Annotated in this window: 16 protein-coding genes; 10 read left to right on the top strand and 6 right to left on the bottom strand. The window is 34.9% G+C overall.

All coding sequences use genetic code 11. The features are described from left to right. Positions 1 to 72 precede the first annotated feature (72 nt). The 3 genes from ileS to AC0J6S_RS03695 all read left to right on the top strand — a co-directional run bounded on the left by ileS (position 73) and on the right by AC0J6S_RS03695 (position 4,603). Complete coding sequence (gene ileS, locus AC0J6S_RS03705; RefSeq protein ID WP_474955493.1) at positions 73 to 3,531, top strand: isoleucine--tRNA ligase; 3,459 nt, start codon at positions 73 to 75, stop codon at positions 3,529 to 3,531. A gap of 6 nt (positions 3,532 to 3,537) precedes the next feature. After that, positions 3,538 to 3,918, top strand: a complete 381-nt coding sequence (locus AC0J6S_RS03700; RefSeq protein WP_073209154.1) for a TraR/DksA family transcriptional regulator — start codon at positions 3,538 to 3,540, stop codon at positions 3,916 to 3,918. Positions 3,919 to 4,003: 85 nt separating this feature from the next. Beyond that, on the top strand, positions 4,004 to 4,603 hold the full coding sequence (locus AC0J6S_RS03695) for a lipoprotein signal peptidase (RefSeq protein ID WP_091203469.1): 600 nt from the start codon (positions 4,004 to 4,006) through the stop codon (positions 4,601 to 4,603). A gap of 61 nt (positions 4,604 to 4,664) precedes the next feature. Here AC0J6S_RS03695 and AC0J6S_RS03690 read toward each other — a convergent pair whose 3' ends face one another. From AC0J6S_RS03690 to AC0J6S_RS03665, 6 genes are all read right to left on the bottom strand, one after another. After that, positions 4,665 to 4,862, bottom strand: coding sequence for a hypothetical protein (locus AC0J6S_RS03690; RefSeq protein WP_474955492.1), 198 nt, complete (start codon positions 4,860 to 4,862; stop codon positions 4,665 to 4,667). Positions 4,863 to 4,906: 44 nt separating this feature from the next. Next, positions 4,907 to 5,470 carry a 5-formyltetrahydrofolate cyclo-ligase gene (locus AC0J6S_RS03685; RefSeq protein WP_474955491.1) on the bottom strand — a complete coding sequence of 188 codons (564 nt, stop codon included), beginning with the start codon at positions 5,468 to 5,470 and terminating at the stop codon, positions 4,907 to 4,909. 10 nt (positions 5,471 to 5,480) lie between these two features. Beyond that, entirely contained in the window at positions 5,481 to 6,461 is a 981-nt protein-coding gene (locus AC0J6S_RS03680; RefSeq protein ID WP_474956318.1) for a succinylglutamate desuccinylase/aspartoacylase family protein, read from the bottom strand. A gap of 508 nt (positions 6,462 to 6,969) precedes the next feature. After that, positions 6,970 to 7,653 (bottom strand): hypothetical protein, encoded by a 684-nt coding sequence (locus AC0J6S_RS03675; protein ID WP_474955490.1) that lies wholly within the window; start codon positions 7,651 to 7,653, stop codon positions 6,970 to 6,972. Positions 7,654 to 7,770: 117 nt separating this feature from the next. Then, positions 7,771 to 8,472: a hypothetical protein gene (locus AC0J6S_RS03670; RefSeq protein ID WP_474955489.1), complete on the bottom strand. Its 702-nt coding sequence runs from the start codon at positions 8,470 to 8,472 to the stop codon at positions 7,771 to 7,773. Between the two features lie 65 nt (positions 8,473 to 8,537). Further along, the gene (locus AC0J6S_RS03665) at positions 8,538 to 8,780 is read right to left on the bottom strand and encodes a hypothetical protein (protein ID WP_474955488.1); all 243 of its coding nucleotides are present in this window, start codon (positions 8,778 to 8,780) and stop codon (positions 8,538 to 8,540) included. Between the two features lie 127 nt (positions 8,781 to 8,907). Between AC0J6S_RS03665 and uvrC the strand changes: the two genes are divergently transcribed. The 7 genes from uvrC (at position 8,908) to AC0J6S_RS03630 (ending at position 18,903) form a co-directional block, all read left to right on the top strand. Continuing rightward, positions 8,908 to 10,710, top strand: coding sequence for an excinuclease ABC subunit UvrC (gene uvrC, locus AC0J6S_RS03660; protein ID WP_474955487.1), 1,803 nt, complete (start codon positions 8,908 to 8,910; stop codon positions 10,708 to 10,710). A 36-nt stretch (positions 10,711 to 10,746) separates the two neighbouring features. Beyond that, positions 10,747 to 12,945: a patatin-like phospholipase family protein gene (locus AC0J6S_RS03655; protein ID WP_474955486.1), complete on the top strand. Its 2,199-nt coding sequence runs from the start codon at positions 10,747 to 10,749 to the stop codon at positions 12,943 to 12,945. Between the two features lie 185 nt (positions 12,946 to 13,130). Then, on the top strand, positions 13,131 to 14,288 hold the full coding sequence (locus tag AC0J6S_RS03650) for a homogentisate 1,2-dioxygenase (protein ID WP_474955485.1): 1,158 nt from the start codon (positions 13,131 to 13,133) through the stop codon (positions 14,286 to 14,288). Positions 14,289 to 14,503: 215 nt separating this feature from the next. Then, a complete protein-coding gene (hppD, locus tag AC0J6S_RS03645; protein WP_474955484.1) occupies positions 14,504 to 15,664 on the top strand; it encodes a 4-hydroxyphenylpyruvate dioxygenase in 1,161 nt (386 codons plus the stop codon). A gap of 292 nt (positions 15,665 to 15,956) precedes the next feature. Beyond that, positions 15,957 to 16,724, top strand: coding sequence for a DUF3108 domain-containing protein (locus AC0J6S_RS03640; protein ID WP_474955483.1), 768 nt, complete (start codon positions 15,957 to 15,959; stop codon positions 16,722 to 16,724). A gap of 2 nt (positions 16,725 to 16,726) precedes the next feature. Next, complete coding sequence (locus AC0J6S_RS03635; protein WP_474955482.1) at positions 16,727 to 17,662, top strand: tryptophan 2,3-dioxygenase family protein; 936 nt, start codon at positions 16,727 to 16,729, stop codon at positions 17,660 to 17,662. 20 nt (positions 17,663 to 17,682) lie between these two features. Next, entirely contained in the window at positions 17,683 to 18,903 is a 1,221-nt protein-coding gene (locus AC0J6S_RS03630) for a peptidoglycan DD-metalloendopeptidase family protein (RefSeq protein WP_474955481.1), read from the top strand. The last annotated feature ends 79 nt before the right edge of the window (positions 18,904 to 18,982 follow it).

Genomic DNA, 18,982 nt, shown 5'->3' with positions numbered 1-18,982 from the left:
TATTTTCTCTCATCTTTTCTTTCTTTTATTCAAAATTCCTTACTTTCGCACCTCGATTTAGAAAAGGATAAAATGAGCACAAAATTTACTGAATACAAAGGACTTGACTTACCAACTGTGGCGTCAGAAGTTCTGGATTTTTGGAAGAAAGAAAATATATTCGAGAAAAGCGTAACCACTCGTGAAGGAAACCCACCATTCGTATTTTTTGAAGGGCCGCCTTCGGCAAATGGACTGCCGGGGATTCACCACGTAATGGCGCGTGCCATTAAAGATATTTTTTGCAGATATAAAACTCAAAAAGGGTTCCAAGTAAAGCGTAAAGCGGGCTGGGATACCCATGGTTTGCCTGTGGAACTAGGTACCGAAAAAGAATTGGGAATCACTAAAGAAGATATTGGAAAAACCATTTCCATCGAAGAATATAACGAAGCGTGTAAAAAAACCGTGATGCGTTATACGGATGTATGGAATGATTTGACCGAAAAAATGGGCTATTGGGTTGATATGGAAGATCCGTATGTTACCTACAAATCCAAATACATGGAAACGGTTTGGTGGATTTTGAAACAGATCTATAATAAGGATTTGATGTACAAAGGCTACACCATTCAGCCGTACTCGCCAAAAGCAGGAACAGGATTATCGTCGCACGAAGTGAATCAACCGGGAAGTTACCGAGATGTTACGGATACGACTGTTGTGGCACAATTCAAAGTGATTGACGCGCACAAAGAGTTGTTGTTCTCAAAGTTTTACGATTACATCAGTTCGAATAATTTACTTCATTATAAGTTAGAAGCGTTGGATTTAGACGAAATCTTTATCTTAGCTTGGACGACAACGCCTTGGACATTGCCAAGTAATACAGCTTTGACTGTAGGTCCAAAAATTGAATATGCTTTAGTAAAAACATTCAATCAATATACGTTTCGTCCGGCAACATTGATTTTGGCTAAGAATTTAGTTGGCAAACAATTCGGAAAAGGGTTCTTCGAAAGTGCTGAACCAGCTGATTTTGAAAATTTCAAGGAAGGTGATAAAAAAATCCCATATCAGGTTTTGGCGGAATGCAAAGGAGCTGATTTGGTTGACATTCGTTATGAACAATTAATGCCTTTAGTACTTCCGTATCAAAATGCTGAAAATGCTTTCAGAGTAATTTCAGGAGATTTTGTAACTACTGAGGACGGAACAGGAATTGTTCATACATCGCCTACTTTTGGTGCTGATGATGCAAAAGTAGCCAAAGAAGCTACACCGGAAATTCCGCCGATGTTAGTTCTTGACGAAAATGGAACGCCGGTTCCGTTAGTAGATTTACAAGGAAAATTCACTTCACATGTGGGGGAATATGCCGGTAAATATGTAAAAAACGAATATTATAACGAAGGTGAAGCACCGGAACGTTCAGTAGATGTTGAAATCGCCATCCGATTAAAAGAAGAAAACAGAGCGTTTAAAGTAGAGAAATATGTCCATAGTTATCCACATTGCTGGAGAACAGACAAGCCTATTTTATATTATCCTTTGGATTCTTGGTTTATAAAAATTTCTAAAGTTAAAGATAGAATGTTTGACTTGAACGAAACCATCAACTGGAAGCCAAAAGCGACTGGAGAAGGACGTTTTGGAAATTGGTTGAAAAATGCCAATGATTGGAATTTATCGCGTTCAAGATTCTGGGGAATTCCATTGCCAATTTGGAGAACCGAAGACAAACAAGAAGAAATTTTAATTGGTTCTGTTGAAGAATTATACAACGAAATTGAAAAATCTATCGCTGCAGGTTTCCAAAAAGAAAATCCTTTCAAAGGTTTTGAAATTGGAAATATGGCCGAATCAAATTATGATTTAGTTGATTTACATAAAAATGTAGTCGATGAAATCACGTTGGTTTCTACCTCTGGCAAGCCAATGACTCGTGAAGCGGACTTGATTGACGTTTGGTTCGATTCGGGTTCTATGCCTTATGCGCAATGGCATTATCCTTTTGAAAACAAAGATAAAATTGACGAAAACAAAGATTTCCCTGCTGATTTTATTGCAGAAGGAGTGGATCAAACACGTGGTTGGTTTTATACGTTGCACGCCATTGGAACATTAGTTTTCGATAAAGTGGCCTATAAAAATGTAGTTTCAAACGGATTGGTTTTAGACAAAAACGGGCAAAAAATGTCCAAACGTTTAGGGAATGCCGCAGATCCATTTGAAACCTTAAAAGAATACGGTCCAGATGCGACGCGTTGGTACATGATATCGAATGCGAATCCTTGGGACAACCTTAAATTTGATTTAGAGGGAATTGCTGAGGTGCGAAGAAAATTCTTTGGAACTTTATACAATACGTATTCGTTTTTTAGTTTGTATGCCAATATTGATGGTTTCAAATTTGAAGAAGCGGAGATTCCGTTGAACGAAAGACCGGAAATTGACCAATGGATCATGTCAGAATTGAATACTTTGATCAAAGAAGTAGATGGTTTCTATGCGGATTATGAACCAACGAAAGCAGCTCGTGCAATCTCTGAATTTGTTCAGGAAAACTTGAGTAACTGGTACGTTCGTTTGTGCAGAAGACGTTTTTGGAAAGGGGAATATGCGCAGGACAAGATCGCGGCGTATCAAACTTTATATACCTGTTTGTTGACCATAAGTAAACTGGGAGCGCCAATCGCTCCGTTTTTTATGGATAAACTTTACAGAGACTTAACATCAACAACACGGTCAGAAAAGTATGACAGTGTACATTTGGCGGAGTTTCCAATTTCGGTTGACAACTATGTTAATAAAATGTTAGAGAGCAAAATGCAGAAAGCACAAACCATTTCATCATTGGTTTTATCACTCCGAAAAAAGGAAATGATAAAGGTGCGTCAACCCTTGCAGAAGGTAATGATTCCAGTACTTGACGACAATCAAAGGGCTGAAATTGAAGCTGTTTCCGACCTTATAAAAGCAGAGGTAAACGTGAAAGAAATCGTACTTTTGGATGATGCTTCCGGTGTTTTGGTGAAACAAATTAAGCCTAATTTTAAGGCGCTTGGACCCCGTTTCGGAAAGGGTATGGACTTGATTTCTAAGGAAATACAAGGGTTTTCAAAAGAGCAAATCAGCCAATTGGACAAGGAAGGAAGTCTGAATATTGTTATTGCAGGAAATAACGTAATTTTAACTTTAGAAGATGTAGAAATTACATCACAGGATATTGAAGGTTGGTTAGTAGCCAATTCAAACGGAATAACGGTTGCGCTGGATATTACGATTTCACCAGCATTAAAACAAGAAGGAATTGCCAGAGAATTAGTAAACAGAATCCAGAATATCCGTAAAGATTCCGGATTTGAAGTTACTGATAAAATTAAAGTTCAATTGAAACGAAATGGAATTTTAGAAGAGGCGATACTTGAAAATGAAGCGTATATAAAATCAGAAACATTAACCAGCGATTTGGTTTTTGTGAATGAATTGGAAAACGGTACAGAAATTGAATTTGATGATATAAAAACAATGATATTAATTTCAAAATAACACAAAATGGTAGATGAAGCAACAAGGTACTCTGACGCTGATTTAGCAGAATTCAAAGAGATAATCCTGAATAAAATTCAAAAAGCACAAGCTGATTTAGATCTGATAAAAAGTGCATACATGAATGATTTAAATAACGGAACTGACGATACTTCGCCTACCTTCAAAGCCTTTGAAGAGGGAAGCGAAACAATGTCTAAAGAAGCGAATTCTCAACTGGCAATACGTCAGGAGAAGTTTATTCGTGATTTGAAAAATGCACTTTTCCGTGTAGAAAATAAAACGTACGGTGTATGTAAAGTTACAGGCAAACTAATTGGGAAAGAAAGATTGAAAATCGTTCCTCATGCAACAATGAGTATTGAAGCAAAGAATTTGCAAAGATAAACTACTTGTTGTGTAATATTTAACGCTCCTAATGGAGCGTTTTTTTTGATTTAATTGTTATTTTTGCGCCATTAAAATTTATAAAATGTCATTACGAAAAGCGTATCTCCTTATTTTTATCTTATTGCTTGTTGATCAAGTTTCCAAAATATACATTAAAACTAATTTTATATTAGGCGAAGAAGTTGAAGTATTCAAATGGTTCAAAATTCTTTTTATTGAAAATGAAGGAATGGCTTGGGGAACTGAAATTCCGGGTACATACGGAAAATTATTCCTGACACTTTTTAGATTAGTTGCTGTTGCTGGAATAGGGTATTGGTTGTGGGATTCTGTAGAAAGAAAACACAGTTCTAATTATTTGATTGTTGCTATTTCACTGATTTTGGCCGGAGCTTTCGGAAATATTATCGATTCTGTTTTTTACGGTGTTATTTTTGACGACAGCCAGCAACAATTAGCTACTTTGTTCTCTGACCAACCCTATGGAACTTGGTTTCACGGAAAAGTAGTAGATATGTTTTACTTTCCTTTTTGGCATGGAAATTTACCAAGTTGGTTGCCTATTTGGGGCGGAAAAGAATTTACTTTTTTTAACGCAATTTTCAACATTGCCGATATGGCGATTTCTACCGGAGTTGGAATCCTGATTTTCTTTAATAAAAAAGCATTTCATCACGATTAGATTCAGCGTTTTTACCCTATACAAAAAGACCTGTTCATGATTTGAACAGGTCTTTTTTTTATTAATTTTTGTTGTGTCCCGGTGCATATCGTTTTGCACTTTTTCCACCATATATTTTTTTAGCGTGTCCTGGAGGAAGTTTTTTTGCTTTATAACTTGATCTGCTGGTTCCGGTTTGAATGCTGCAATTTGAAAATGAAACAGCGAATAAAATAACCATAACGCTTACGGCAAATCTTGAATTTTTGAATGTTCTCATAAATTATTTTGGATTGTATTTGCTGCGAAAGTAGTCATTCCAAATTAAAACGAGTGAATTGAATTTGGCGTCACGCAATAATCCAGTTGTATATCGCCTTCAAAAACATCTTCAATAATTTCTTCAGGTTCGAAGAAACACAGTCCAATTTTGATTACATCCGGTTTGCATTCCGATAAAAATTTATCGTAAAACCCTTTGCCGTAACCCACGCGATGCCCTTTTTTGTCGAAAGCCAAAAGCGGAACAAAAACCACATCAATTTTATTTGCGGGAACTATTATTCCATCCACAGGTTCTGGAATGTTGTATTCATTTTTCTTGATTTTAGTGTTGTCCGTCAATAGGAAATGAGTCATGCTTCGGGTTGCAAAATCAGCTTTGGAAACAATAATCTCTTTGTCTTTTCCAGATAATAAGTGTAAGATATATTCTGTATTAACCTCTTTTTGTTCAGATATGGGAAGGAAAATATGAAAATAGTTTTGTTCCCAAAGTGGAAGCGCTAGTATTTTATTGGCTACTGCCAAACTCATTTCTTCCACTTCATTTTCAGAAAGTGAATTTCGTAGGGCTTTGTATTTTTGTCGTAACTCTCTTTTGTTCATTTTAAATATTTTATTCTCCTTCTTCTCCAAGAGCATTGGATAAATGATAAATGGCATCGCCTTCATACACAATAGGGGAATGATTCGCATTAATGATATACCCGTCGTTTGGCGCTTTTACTTTCCGTTCAAACTTTCCGTACGGATCCGTTATGGTGGCAAGAATAGTTCCTTTTTTTACAAACTTTCCTATCGTATTAAAATCGTGCAATAATCCGGAACATTTGGCGCGTATCCAACCAGATTTTTCAATATAAATGGTGTTGGATTTTTGTTGTATCACAGTATGTTTTAAATCTAACATATCAAGGTGTTTCAGCAGGCGCTTAGCTCCATTTATACCTTCATCAGCAATTTCATTGTTGATATCTAATGATTTTCCGCCTTCAAAAAGTAACATTTTGACATCCATTCTTTCACTGGAACTCCTAAACGATCCCATAATGTTTCTGGAATATAAGGTGAAAGGTGCATTAAATACATCGGCAAGAATTTTTAATTCCTGATTACTATGTGCTATTCTAATTTGTGGTGCGTTGAAACGGCTCGCTCCACCAGCATGAAAATCGACGGCATATTCTACCAATGGCATGATTTCGGCTAAAATATGAAATGCGAATCTACTGGCTAAAGAACCTGTTTTACTTCCGGGAAAAACGCGGTTTAAATCTCGACCGTCTGGGAATTCTCGTGATTTGTTGACAAATCCGTATACATTTATTATTGGAATACAAATGATTGTACCTCTTTTTGGCTTGTTGATTTTTTTGTAAATGAGCTGGCGGACGATTTCGACTCCATTGATTTCGTCACCATGAATCCCTGCCGAGAAAAGAACAACGGGACCTTCAAACTTGGAGCGTCGCACTATAATAGGGATGTTCAGTTTTGTAGTGGTGTGCAGTCTGGCAATTTCGACATTGATAGTTTTGCTTTCGTCCGGATTTATGCTTTCGCCAAAAAGAACAATAGGTGTGGTATTAATTTTCATCATAGGTTCTTGAAAGCATAAAAATAAGGATAATAACGAATTAGAAACTAAAATTCCGATAAAATTTTCCTTAGTAAGATTTCAAGAACATTGATTTGTATTTGGGGATTTTACAGATTAACTTATTTATGGGATTTCAGCATGTTTAGCCTTGCAAATTCAAAGTAAATGCAAATTTTCTTAACCTACGCTGACTTTCATTTACATAATAGAACTTAAAAACTGCGCAAAGATTAAGAGTCATTTTCGCAGTTTTTCAGGGTTTACTTTGTGAAACCAGTATTTATTTACCAGGTAGAATTAGGGTCATAATAATACGAACCTAATTCCCATTTTCCTTCTTTATTTTTCTTCATTAAGGCAGTAAATCTTTCCATTGTTTTCCACCCAAGATTAGCATTAAAAGTTATATTCATTTATGACTTGAATCCTGCATTTATAGATTGCTGTTAGTTAAAAAAACATTCTTAAAATAGTTTCTAATTTTTTTTGATCGCCAAAGCCAATTTCAACTTATCCAATTAGGCACCCCTATATGGGTTTGAACCCATTTTCCGTTTATCTTTTTATATATTATAATTCTTGTAGAAATTTCATAAGTTGGAAATACTTTTCCATGGGAAAAAGTAAAAATAAGGTATTCCTTGTTTTGATAATATATAGGTTCCGAAATATCAAAGTCTTCAAACTCATACCCATACTCATTTAAACCAAAAAAGTACTTTTTTTCATAAGCTGGTGTGCCAAAATCTGATTCTTCAAAAATAAAATTTTTATAATTAAAATTCTCCGTAACCCAGCAACATTCTCCTCCTCTAAAAGTAGCATTTTCTATTTCTGCTACTGAGTTTTTACTGTATTTTTTTCTAGCTATTTCCCAGTCTACTTCTTTATAGAATGTTTTATCTTCATAATTTTTTTTGCTGTCTATTGAATCCAAAGCGTAAATCTCATTTAGTCTAAGAATTTTCAAAGTCATATTAGTATTGATTTTCTTGCTATGAATCATAATTTTTTTAGAACGATCTTTAATTTTTGTTTCTAGAAAATCATTGACTACAGCATATTTTTCTCTGAGTGTGTCATTAATCTTATTGATTGGATTGTTAACTACCGTTATGCTATTGTCGTATTTAGGAGCACAACTTATCATAAGAATTGAGGCAATGATTATAAAATGTAGACGTTTCATTTGATTTGTATTTATTTGTTATATGGTCGAAAATGAGTATAATATCTCGACGTCTTCTAGTTTTATTTAATTACACGGTTATCCAACAGCATATTGTCCTTAATAGTAAACTCTATCTCAACTTATCCAATTAGGCACCCCTATATGCGTTTGAACCCATTTGCCGTTTTTCTTTTTATATATTATAATATATGAACTACCACTCAAACCATCAATATAGCCTTCAGAAAAAGTAAAAATCAGACATTCTCTATTTTGATAATAGATGGGTTCCGAAAAAACATAAAAATCATAATTAAGCGTATTGAAAAAATTTGCTTCAATATCTGTTACTTTCGAAGACATATATTTTTCAATAAAAGCTGTTGAGCCAGGCAGTGATTCTTCAAAAATCACATTTTTATAGGTAAAATTCTCTGCAATCCAGCAACAATCTCCGTCTCGATAAGTAGCATTCTCAATTTCTGTTACAGAGTTTTTGCTGTATTTTTTTCTTGCTATTTCCCAGTCTGCCTCTTTGTAGAATGTTTTATCTTCATGACATTTTTCTCTGTCTATTGTATCCAAAACACAAATATCATTTAGCCTAAGAATCTTTAAGGTCATATTCTTATTGATTTTTTTACTAAGAATCATAATTTTTTTAGAACGATCTTTAATTTTTGTGTCTAAAAAATCATTAATTACTGCATATTTTTCTCTAAGTGTGTCATTAATCTGATTGATAGGATTAGTGGGTGCACCTATGCTTTTGTCAGATCTAGATGCACAACCTACCATCAGGATTACAACAATGATTATAAAATTCAACTGTTTCATTTGATTTGTATTTATTTGTTATATGGTCGAAATGAGTATAATATCTCTAAGTATTCCAGTTTTATTTAATTACACGGTTTCCCAACAGCATATTGTCCTTGATAGTAAACACTGTTATTTTCATCTCCATGAATTCCAGCAGAAAAAATTACGACAGGACCATCAATTTTAGATCGTCTTACAATAACGGGGATGTTCAGTTTTGTAGTGGTGTGCAGTCTGGCAATTTCGACATTGATAGTTTTGCTTTCGTCCGGATTTATGCTTTCGCCAAAAAGAACAATAGGTGTGGTATTAATTTTCATCATAGGTTCTTGAAAGCATAAAAATAAGGATAATAACGAATTAGAAACTAAAATTCCGATAAAATTTTCCTTAGTAAGATTTCAAGAACATTGATTTGTATTTGGGGATTTTTGAGATTAACTTTGTTACATGAATCCAACAACTTTAGCCCTACAAATCCAAACCTTACCTGATAATCCCGGCGTATACCAATATTACGACAAAGAAGGGAAAATTTTGTATGTGGGCAAAGCTAAAAATCTTAAAAAGCGAGTTTCTTCTTATTTCAATAAAATTCATGATACGGCCAAAACCAATGTGCTCGTAAAGAAAATTGTTACGATAAAACATATTGTGGTTCCTACAGAAACAGATGCGCTTTTATTAGAAAATAATCTGATAAAAACCTTGCAGCCGCGTTACAATGTGTTATTGCGGGATGATAAAAGTTATCCGTGGTTGTGTATCAAGAAAGAACCTTTCTCGCGCATTTTTGCCACTCGAAGAATGGTCAAAGATGGGTCAGAATATTTTGGTCCCTATACCAGTTTCAAAACTGTAAGCACTATTTTAGAACTGATTAAAGAGTTGTATCCGCTACGAACTTGCAACTATGATTTGAGTAAAAGCAATATCGAAAGCGGGAAATTCAAGGTTTGTCTCGAATATCATATTGGGAATTGTATGGGACCTTGTGAAGGTCATGAAACTTTAGAAAATTACCAGAAACAAGTGGATGCGATTCGCGAAATCCTGAAAGGGAATTTCAAGGAAAGTATGAAAGATTTCAAGCGCGTCATGACCAGTTTAGCCGCTGATATGCATTTTGAAGAAGCACAGAAAATAAAAGAAAAAATTGAAATTTTAGAGAATTATCAATCGCGTTCTACGATTGTAAATCCAAAAATCACCAACATCGATGTGTTTTCGATTGTTTCAGATGAAAGTGCGGCGTATGTAAATTTTCTGCAAATTTCACATGGTTCGATTATTCGTTCTCATACGATGGAAATCAAAAAGAAACTCGATGAGCCAGATGAAGAGTTATTAGAATTGGCAATTATTGAATTGCGAGATCGTTTTCATTTATTATCCAGAGAAGTTATTGTTCCGTTTCATGTGGATTTAGGTGAGAATATAAAAATTACGGTTCCACAATTGGGAGACAAAAAGCAAATTTTGGATTTATCGATTCGAAATGCTAAGTTTTACCGAATTGAACAACTCAAACAATTGCAAATTGTAGATCCAGATCGCCATACGAAACGAATTATGGCGCAAATGCAAAAAGATTTGCGATTGCCGGTCGAGCCAAGACACATCGAATGTTTTGACAACTCGAATATTCAAGGAACAAATCCTGTGGCGGCTTGTGTAGTTTTTAAAGATGGGAAACCCAGCAAAAAAGATTACCGTCATTTTAATATAAAAACTGTCGAAGGACCGGACGATTTTGCTTCGATGACTGAAGTCGTTTATAGAAGATACAAAAGATTGCTGGACGAAAATCAGCCGCTGCCGAATTTAATAATTATTGATGGTGGAAAAGGACAATTATCATCGGCATTAAAGAGTATTGATGAATTAGGGCTTCGAGGAAAAATAGCAATAATTGGTATTGCCAAAAGATTGGAAGAGTTGTTTTATCCGGGCGATTCTATTCCGTTGTATTTAGATAAAAAATCAGAAACACTCAAAATAATTCAGCAGTTGCGAAACGAAGCACACCGTTTTGGGATCACGCATCACCGGGACAAAAGGAGTAAAGCAGCGCTGAATTCTTCGATAGAATCCATTCCCGGTATTGGAGAAAAAACCATGTTGACTCTGATTCAGCATTTTAAAAGTGTTAAAAGATTGAAATTAGCAACAGAAAAAGAAATTTCGGACGTTATAGGTATGTCAAAAGCCAAAAAAATTACCGAATTTTACAAGGCTGCAAATGAAAATTAATATTCCCTAATTCTAATATGGGATAAATGGCTGCTTATGAAGAAAATCGCACTATTAGTCATCGCTTTTATCAGTCTTACGGTATTTTCCCAAGATCAAAAAAGACCTAAAATAGGTTTGGTTTTGAGTGGTGGTGGTGCAAAAGGATTTGCTCATATTGGAGTTTTAAAAGTATTGGAAGAAGCCGGAGTCAAGATCGATTACATTGGCGGAACCAGTATGGGTGCGGTTATTGGCGGCCTTTATGCTTCTGGATACAATGCAACTCAAATTGATTCTATTTTTCATGCAACAGATTTCAATGAATTAATCAACGATTTTATTCCCAGATCATCTAAAAATTTTTACGAAAGAAGAAATGACGAGTTATATGCGCTGGTTTTACCATTTAATAAAATGAAAATTGGAATTCCCGAAGCCTTGTCTAAAGGAATGTACAATTTTAATTTATTGACTAGGATTACTAGAAACGTAAGGCATATCAAAGATTTTAATCAACTTCCAATTCCTTTTTTATGTATTGGTACCAATATTGAAACCGGAGAAGAAGTGCTGTTGAATAAAGGAAATTTGGCCCAAGCCATGATTGCAAGTTCTGCATTTCCCTCTCTGTTTTCCCCTGTGGAAATTGATGGAAAAATTTTGGTAGATGGCGGCGTTGTAAATAACTACCCAATTGAAGAGGTTCGGAAATTAGGTGCTGATATCATAATAGGTGTTGATGTTCAGGATGGATTATTGGATCGAACACAACTTAAAGATGCAACCAAAATTTTAGTCCAAATAACTAGTCTTCAGTCTATCGAAAGAATGAAGAAGAATATATCAAACACTGATATTTATATAAAACCAGACATTTCTCAATACGGCGTGGTTTCTTTTGATAAGGGAAATGAAATTATAAGAAAAGGAGAAGAAGCAACATTTGCCGTTTATGAACAATTAAAAAACATTGTGGATGTGTCTAATCCATATCATAAACCAAAGATGGAGTTAAGGTCAGACAGCCTGCAAATCCGAGCGATAAACAGCAATGAATTAGAAAATTATACTAAAGAGTATGTTGTTGGGAAATTAAAATTCAAACCTGGAGCAAAAACATGTTATGATGATTTGTTAAAGGGAATTAATAATATTAATGCAACTAAAAATTTCAGTTCCATTTCGTATTCATTGGAAGCAAACAAGCAAGATGTTGATTTGAATATTAATCTGAGAGAGAATCCGACAAAAACATATTTGAAATTTGGATTGCACTATGATAATTTGTTCAAAAGTGGTGTTTTGGTGAATTTGACGCGTAAAAAAGCAATTTTTAAAAACGATGTAGCTTCATTTGATATTGTTTTAGGCGACAATATCAGGTATAATCTTGATTACTATATTGAAAACGGATTCAATTTGAGTTTTGGTTTCAAATCACACTATAACCAATTCAATAGAAACGTAGCCAAAGGAATAAGCAGTACAACGCTCAATAATCCGGATATAAATTCTCTGAATGTGGACTTTACGGACATAACAAATCAGGCGTATTTCCAGTCTTTATTTGTTCAGAAATTCTTGATAGGCGGCGGTGTAGAACTTAAATATTTAAAGATAAAATCAGAAACACTTGCTACTGTTGACCCAATAATTGACAACAGTAATTATTTTAGTCTTTTTGGGTACATGAAATACGATTCATTTGATAATAAATATTTCCCTAAAAAAGGATGGTATTTCACAGGTGATGTTCAATCGTATTTATTGTCGTCCAATTATACAGGTGATTTCAAACCGTATTCCATTGCCAAAGGAGATTTTGGAGTTGCAGCAACGTTGTTTAAAAACGCCACTGTAAAATTTCAAACCGATGCCGGGTTTTCTTTTGGTCAGGAAAGCGTTGCTTTTTTTAATTTTATTTTAGGAGGTTACGGTTATAATCCATTGAATAATTTCAAATATTTATATGGGTACGATTATTTGAGCGTGGCAGCCAATAGTTATATAAAATCAACGGGAACGGTAGATTATGAATTTTACAAAAAAAATCACATCAATTTCTCGGCAAATTTTGCTAATATAGGAGATCGGATTTTTGAATCTGTGGATTGGATTTCCATCCCAAAATATTCTGGTTATGCCGTTGGATATGGTTTAGAAACAGTCATTGGGCCTGTAGAAATAAAATATTCGTGGTCTCCCGAACAGCCCAAAGGATTTACATGGTTTAGCATTGGGTTTTTGTTTTAATTGTAAATTATTTCAATAATAATTCCGATATTTGTTATAATGAAAACAAAATGGCTAGGTTTATTAGAGTATCTTCAATTCCTTATCAAGAGAAATCCTGAGTAAGTATCTTTTTTTTTGATTTATCATAGCACATCATAAAGTAATCTCAACTTTAATTTGTTACACTTTTAAACAAAGAAATCATGCCTTTATATCACAAATTGGGGAGTTTCCCTCAAAAAAGACACACACAATTCGAAAAGCCAACGGGTGGTTTGTATTACGAACAACTATTTGGAACAGAAGGTTTTCACGGTCATTCATCTTTATTGTATCATTTTCACAGACCTACACAAGTCAAGGAAATTCTAAAATCTTACTCCGTTGAACCTAAAATTGCTATTGGAAAAAACATCAAATCATTATTACTGAAAGGCTTTGAGCTAAAACCCGAAGACGATTTTCTGGATAGTCGTAAACCCATGTTAGTCAATAAAGATTGTACAATAGGATTAGCCGCACCAAGACAATCATTACGCAACTATTTCTATAAAAATGCCGATGCCGATGAAATGATTTTCATCCACAAAGGAAAAGGAAAATTGCGCACCATGATGGGGAATATTCCTTTCGAATATGGCGATTACTTGATTATTCCTCGCGGAATGATTTACCAAATTGATTTTGAAACATCAGAAAACAGACTTTTTTATGTAGAATCTTTTGCGCCTTTTTATACACCAAAACGTTATAAAAACGAATCAGGTCAACATTTAGAACATTCGCCATTTTGCGAGCGTGACTTTATTTTGCCAAACGAGTTAGAAACGCACGATGAAAAAGGCGATTTTCTAATCAAAATCAAAAAAGAAGGAATGATGCATGAAGTTGTTTATGCCACGCATCCCTTTGATGTAGTAGGTTGGGACGGATATAATTTCCCGTACGGATTCAGTATTCATAATTTCGAACCTATAACGGGTCGCGTACATCAGCCGCCACCGGTACATCAAACCTTCGAGACGGCGACATTTGTTGTTTGTTCTTTCTGTCCGAGACTGTACGATTACCACCCTAAAGCTATTCCAGCGCCTTACAATCACAGTAATATTGATAGTGATGAGGTTTTGTATTATGTAGATGGCGATTTCATGAGCCGCAACAATATTGAGCAAGGTCATATTACCTTGCACCCAAAAGGAATTCCGCACGGACCCGCACCAGGAGCTATGGAGCGCAGTATAGGTCATACTGAAACTCACGAATTAGCGGTTATGGTCGATACATTTCGCCCGCTTATGGTCACCGAAGAAGCGATGGGATTAGATGATGGTCAGTACTATAAATCTTGGGTGGAGTAATAAGGAGGTATTTCCTGCTGTACGCTTTATCTTTTCCTAGTTTTGTTAAAAAAACGAGACCAGAAAAAGGTAATTGCGAAAGCAATTCGACCATCAAGGCTAGGGCTTAAGAATAAACAACAACATAATTTTAAATTAATAAATCCGTGTCCATCAGTTTTATCCGCGTCGTCCGCGTTCCAAAACTAGAAGTGCCGAATCAAATAATAAATGCCATGTCAAAAGAACTTAAATCAGTAGAATACGGACTAGAAAAAATATTTGAAGGAGCGCAAGATTTCCTTCCGTTGCTAGGAACCGATTACGTAGAATTTTACGTAGGAAATGCAAAACAATCTGCACATTATTATAAGACTGCTTTTGGTTACCAGTCATTGGCGTATGCCGGACTAGAAACCGGAGTACGAGACAGAACATCGTATGTGCTGAAGCAAGATAAAATTCGCATAGTATTGACAACTCCATTAACACAGGATTCTCCAATTCATGAACATTTGAGAAAACACGGTGACGGTGTAAAAGTAGCTGCTCTTTGGGTTGAAGATGCAACTAGTGCGTACGAGGAAACTATGAAACGTGGTGCTCGTTCTTTTATGGAGCCAACAGTAGAAAAAGATGAGTTTGGAGAAGTTGTCCGTTCTGGAATTTATACTTACGGAGAAACAGTTCATATTTTTGTGGAACGCAAAAATTATAATGGTGTATTCTTGCCTGGTTACAAGGAATGGAAATCGGATTACAATCCCGAGCCAACAGGATTAAAATACATTGATCACATGGTGGGGAATGTAGGTTGGAACGAAATGAATACTTGGGTTAAGTTCTATGAAGACGTGATGGGATTTGTAAATTTCCTTTCTTTTGATGACAAACAAATCAACACGGAATATTCAGCGTTGATGAGTAAAGTAATGTCAAACGGAAACGGAAGAATCAAATTTCCAATTAACGAACCTGCCGAAGGAAAGAAAAAATCGCAAATCGAAGAGTATTTAGACTTTTATGGCGGACCTGGAATCCAGCATATCGCAATTGCAACGGATGATATTATCAAAACGGTGTCGCAACTGAAAGCTAGAGGAATCGAATTTTTATCTGCTCCTCCGCATACGTATTATGAGGCTATTCCAGAACGATTGGGTGATCACATGAAAATGATGAAAGAAGATTTAAATGAAATCGAGCAATTAGCCATCATGGTCGATGCCGATGAAGAGGGGTATTTATTGCAAATTTTCACAAAACCAGTACAAGACAGACCAACCTTGTTTTTTGAAATTATTCAAAGAATGGGAGCAAAAGGGTTTGGTGCGGGTAACTTTAAAGCGCTATTTGAATCAATTGAGCGAGAACAGCAATTGCGAGGAACGTTGTAAAAATTCGTTATTTTTACATATTGTGAAAAAATTACCGATGAACAACATGTTATTTTGTAAATGTTGTGTTAAACTTTGTTTTTAACAAACATAACTGAATTTGTTAACTACCTTTGCACTCGCAAAAAGGGAAGGGGTGGTTTCCTTCCTGATTTCATATAAATTTCATAGTTTATAGTTTTTTGGTTAGTTAATAGCATAAAAACTCAGTCATTATTTGACTGAGTTTTTTTGTTTTGATATATTTGGAATAAATTTTGCTAATACTGTCAATAAATTGACAAAAGAAGTAATGAAAAAACTAATCTTATTCTTCATATTAATCGTAACAGTAAGCTTTGATTCTCCTCAGGAAGATGCTTATGGCGTGGGAGAATTTTTTAAATTCAGGATACATTATGGGATAGTGAATGCAGGATATGCCACATTAGAAGTAAAAGATGCTACGCTCAACAATAAAAAAACTTTTCATGTCGTTGGTAGAGGATACACCACAGGAATGTCTCGATTTTTCTTCAAAGTAGATGATTTATACGAAAGTTATATTGATAAAGAAACGAGAAATCCATATCGCTTTGTTCGAAAAATTGACGAAGGAGGCTACACTAAAAATCAAGAAGGTTTTTTCAATCAGTCTGTCAATAAAGTTATTGTAAAAGATTACAAACATAAAACGGAAAAAACACTTTATGTCCCAAAAAACACACAAGATATACTCTCTACATTTTATTACTTAAGGAATCATCCTAATATTGATAAGTTAAAAATTGGTGAATCAGTCGCAATTGACATGTTTTTTGATGACGAAACTACTAAATTCAAGCTAAAATTTATTGGACGTGAAGATATTACCACTAAATTTGGAGTCGTTCCAGCAATGATTTTTAGACCTTTGGTACAATCAGGACGTGTATTTAAAGAGCAGGAGAGTCTAACAGTTTGGATTTCGGATGATGATAATAAAGTACCACTTAGAATAAAAGCCAGTTTGGCAGTAGGTTCAATTAAAGCAGATATAGATGCGTATAAAGGTTTGAAAAAACCTTTTAAAACAAAATAATAATGGGCAATAACCACAATTCAGAAGCTATTTTAAAAGAAATTGAGCTTAAATATGAAGCAATAAATCAAAAAACGGAGACTCAGCTTGAAGGTTTATTGTGGTCAAAACCAATCACATATTGGGACTACATTCAAACAGATGCTTTATTAAATCTTCAAATTCAAAGAACGACGCTTCCGGATGAGATGGTTTTTATTATGTATCATCAGGTTAATGAATTGATATTTAAAATGATACTGTGGGAAATGAAACAAATTTCCTATTGTGAGAACATTAATACAGTTTTTTTCACGGAGCGATTAATGCGAATCAGTCGATATTTTGATATGTTAACCACGTCTTTCAGTATTATGGGAGATGGAATGGAAGTGGAACAGTATATGAAATTTAGAAATACACTCACACCTGCGAGTGGTTTTCAGAGTGCGCAATACCGCCTAATAGAATTTTCTTCTACTGATCTAATAAACCTGATTGATCACCGTTATAGAGATACAATAGACAGAAATACACCGTATGAATTTGCATTGGAACATCTGTATTGGCAAGCAGCGGGGAAAGATTATCATACCGGAAAAAAATCATTTTTATTAGAAGAGTTTGAAAAAAAATACAAGAAGGAATTCCTAACGCACATGGAGGAATACAACACCATAAACATTTGGCAAAAATTCAAACAATTGCCGGAGTCAGATCAAAAAAATCCCGAATTAGTTCAAGCAATGCGTCATTATGACCATACGGTAAACATTACCTGGGTAATGCAACATTTGAATACAGCAAAAAAATACATTGATCAAAGTGGAAAAGGCGATGGCGAAGCTACTGGTGGAAGTGATTGGAAAAAATACATGCATCCAAAATACCAGAGAAGAATTTTCTTCCCGGAATTGTGGAGTAGCCATGAGTTAGAAAATTGGGGAGTAGAAATGTAGGTTGAATTAAAATACACGGTTTGAAACAAATATTTTTAGTTATAATACTAATATTTTCTTTAGTATCATGTAAAAAAACGGAGGAAATAGTTCCCGAAAGAGTAGTAAAACTTGTTCCTAAAAAAAGTGAATTTGGGTTTGTTCTTGCGGATTTTAACATAGTTAATGACACTGTAAAAAGGGGAGATACTTTTGGGACCTTGTTAGAAGAACAAAATATAGGAGATCGCCAAGTATATGATATTATTGCAAAAGTAAGAGATAGCTTTAATGTGAGAAGTATCAGGATAAATAAGCCTTTTACAATGCTTCGGTCCAAAAATAAGAAGCATGAATTACAGGTTTTTATCTATCAACCGGATAATTTAAGTTATTACGTAGTTGATTTCCGAGATACAGCAATTGTTGTTTATAAAAAAATAAAACCTATTACCATTAAGCGACGTACTATTGGTGGCGTTTTGAAAGAATCTTTATCAGAGACTTTAGGCAACGCCAAGATTGAAGGTGCTTTGGCTAGCAAAATAGCTAAAATTTACGCCTATTCTATTGACTTTATGAAACTCAAAAAAGGAGATCGCTTTGCAATAACGTTTACTGAGCGTTTTATAAATGACTCAGTATATGATGGAGTGGAGGAACTCGAAGCTTCTTTTTTTGAGTACCGAGGGAAAATTATATACGCATTTCCTTTTGCTCAAAATCCCAATTCAGATAAAATAGAATACTATGATGAGCAAGGAAAAACACTTAAAAATTTCTTTTTAAAATCGCCTATAAAATTCAGCAGAATATCTTCTCGGTTTTCGTCAAGTCGTTTTCATCCGGTTCAACACCGATGGAAAGCGCATAAGGGAACGGATTATGCAGCTCCACGCGGAACTCCAATAACTGTTACGGCAGGAGGCGTTGTAGAGCAAAGTGGTTTTACGGCCGGAAACGGAAATTTTGTAAAAGTTAAACACAACGGAACTTATTCTACACAATACCTGCACATGTCAAAAATATTAGTGAGACGTGGGCAACGTGTGAATCAAGGCCAAGTTATTGGTTTGGTAGGAAGTACAGGTCTCGCAACAGGACCACATGTGTGTTATCGTTTTTGGAAAAACGGAAAGCAAGTGGATGCGCTACGGCTAAAATTACCTACTGGCGAGCCTATGACCGGAAACAATAAAAGCCGTTTTCTTGCACAAATAACTCCGTTGAAGTTTGAATTAGACAGTATTGCTAATTTGTAACCTGACAATTTTTTAAAGTATTGTTACGCTGATAAAAAGGAATTACCTAATGGTATTTCACAACAGCACAATTCAATGG

The organism is Flavobacterium sp. TS_SC_5, from assembly GCF_056156265.1.
This window is presented reverse-complemented; position numbering and strand designations above follow the sequence as displayed.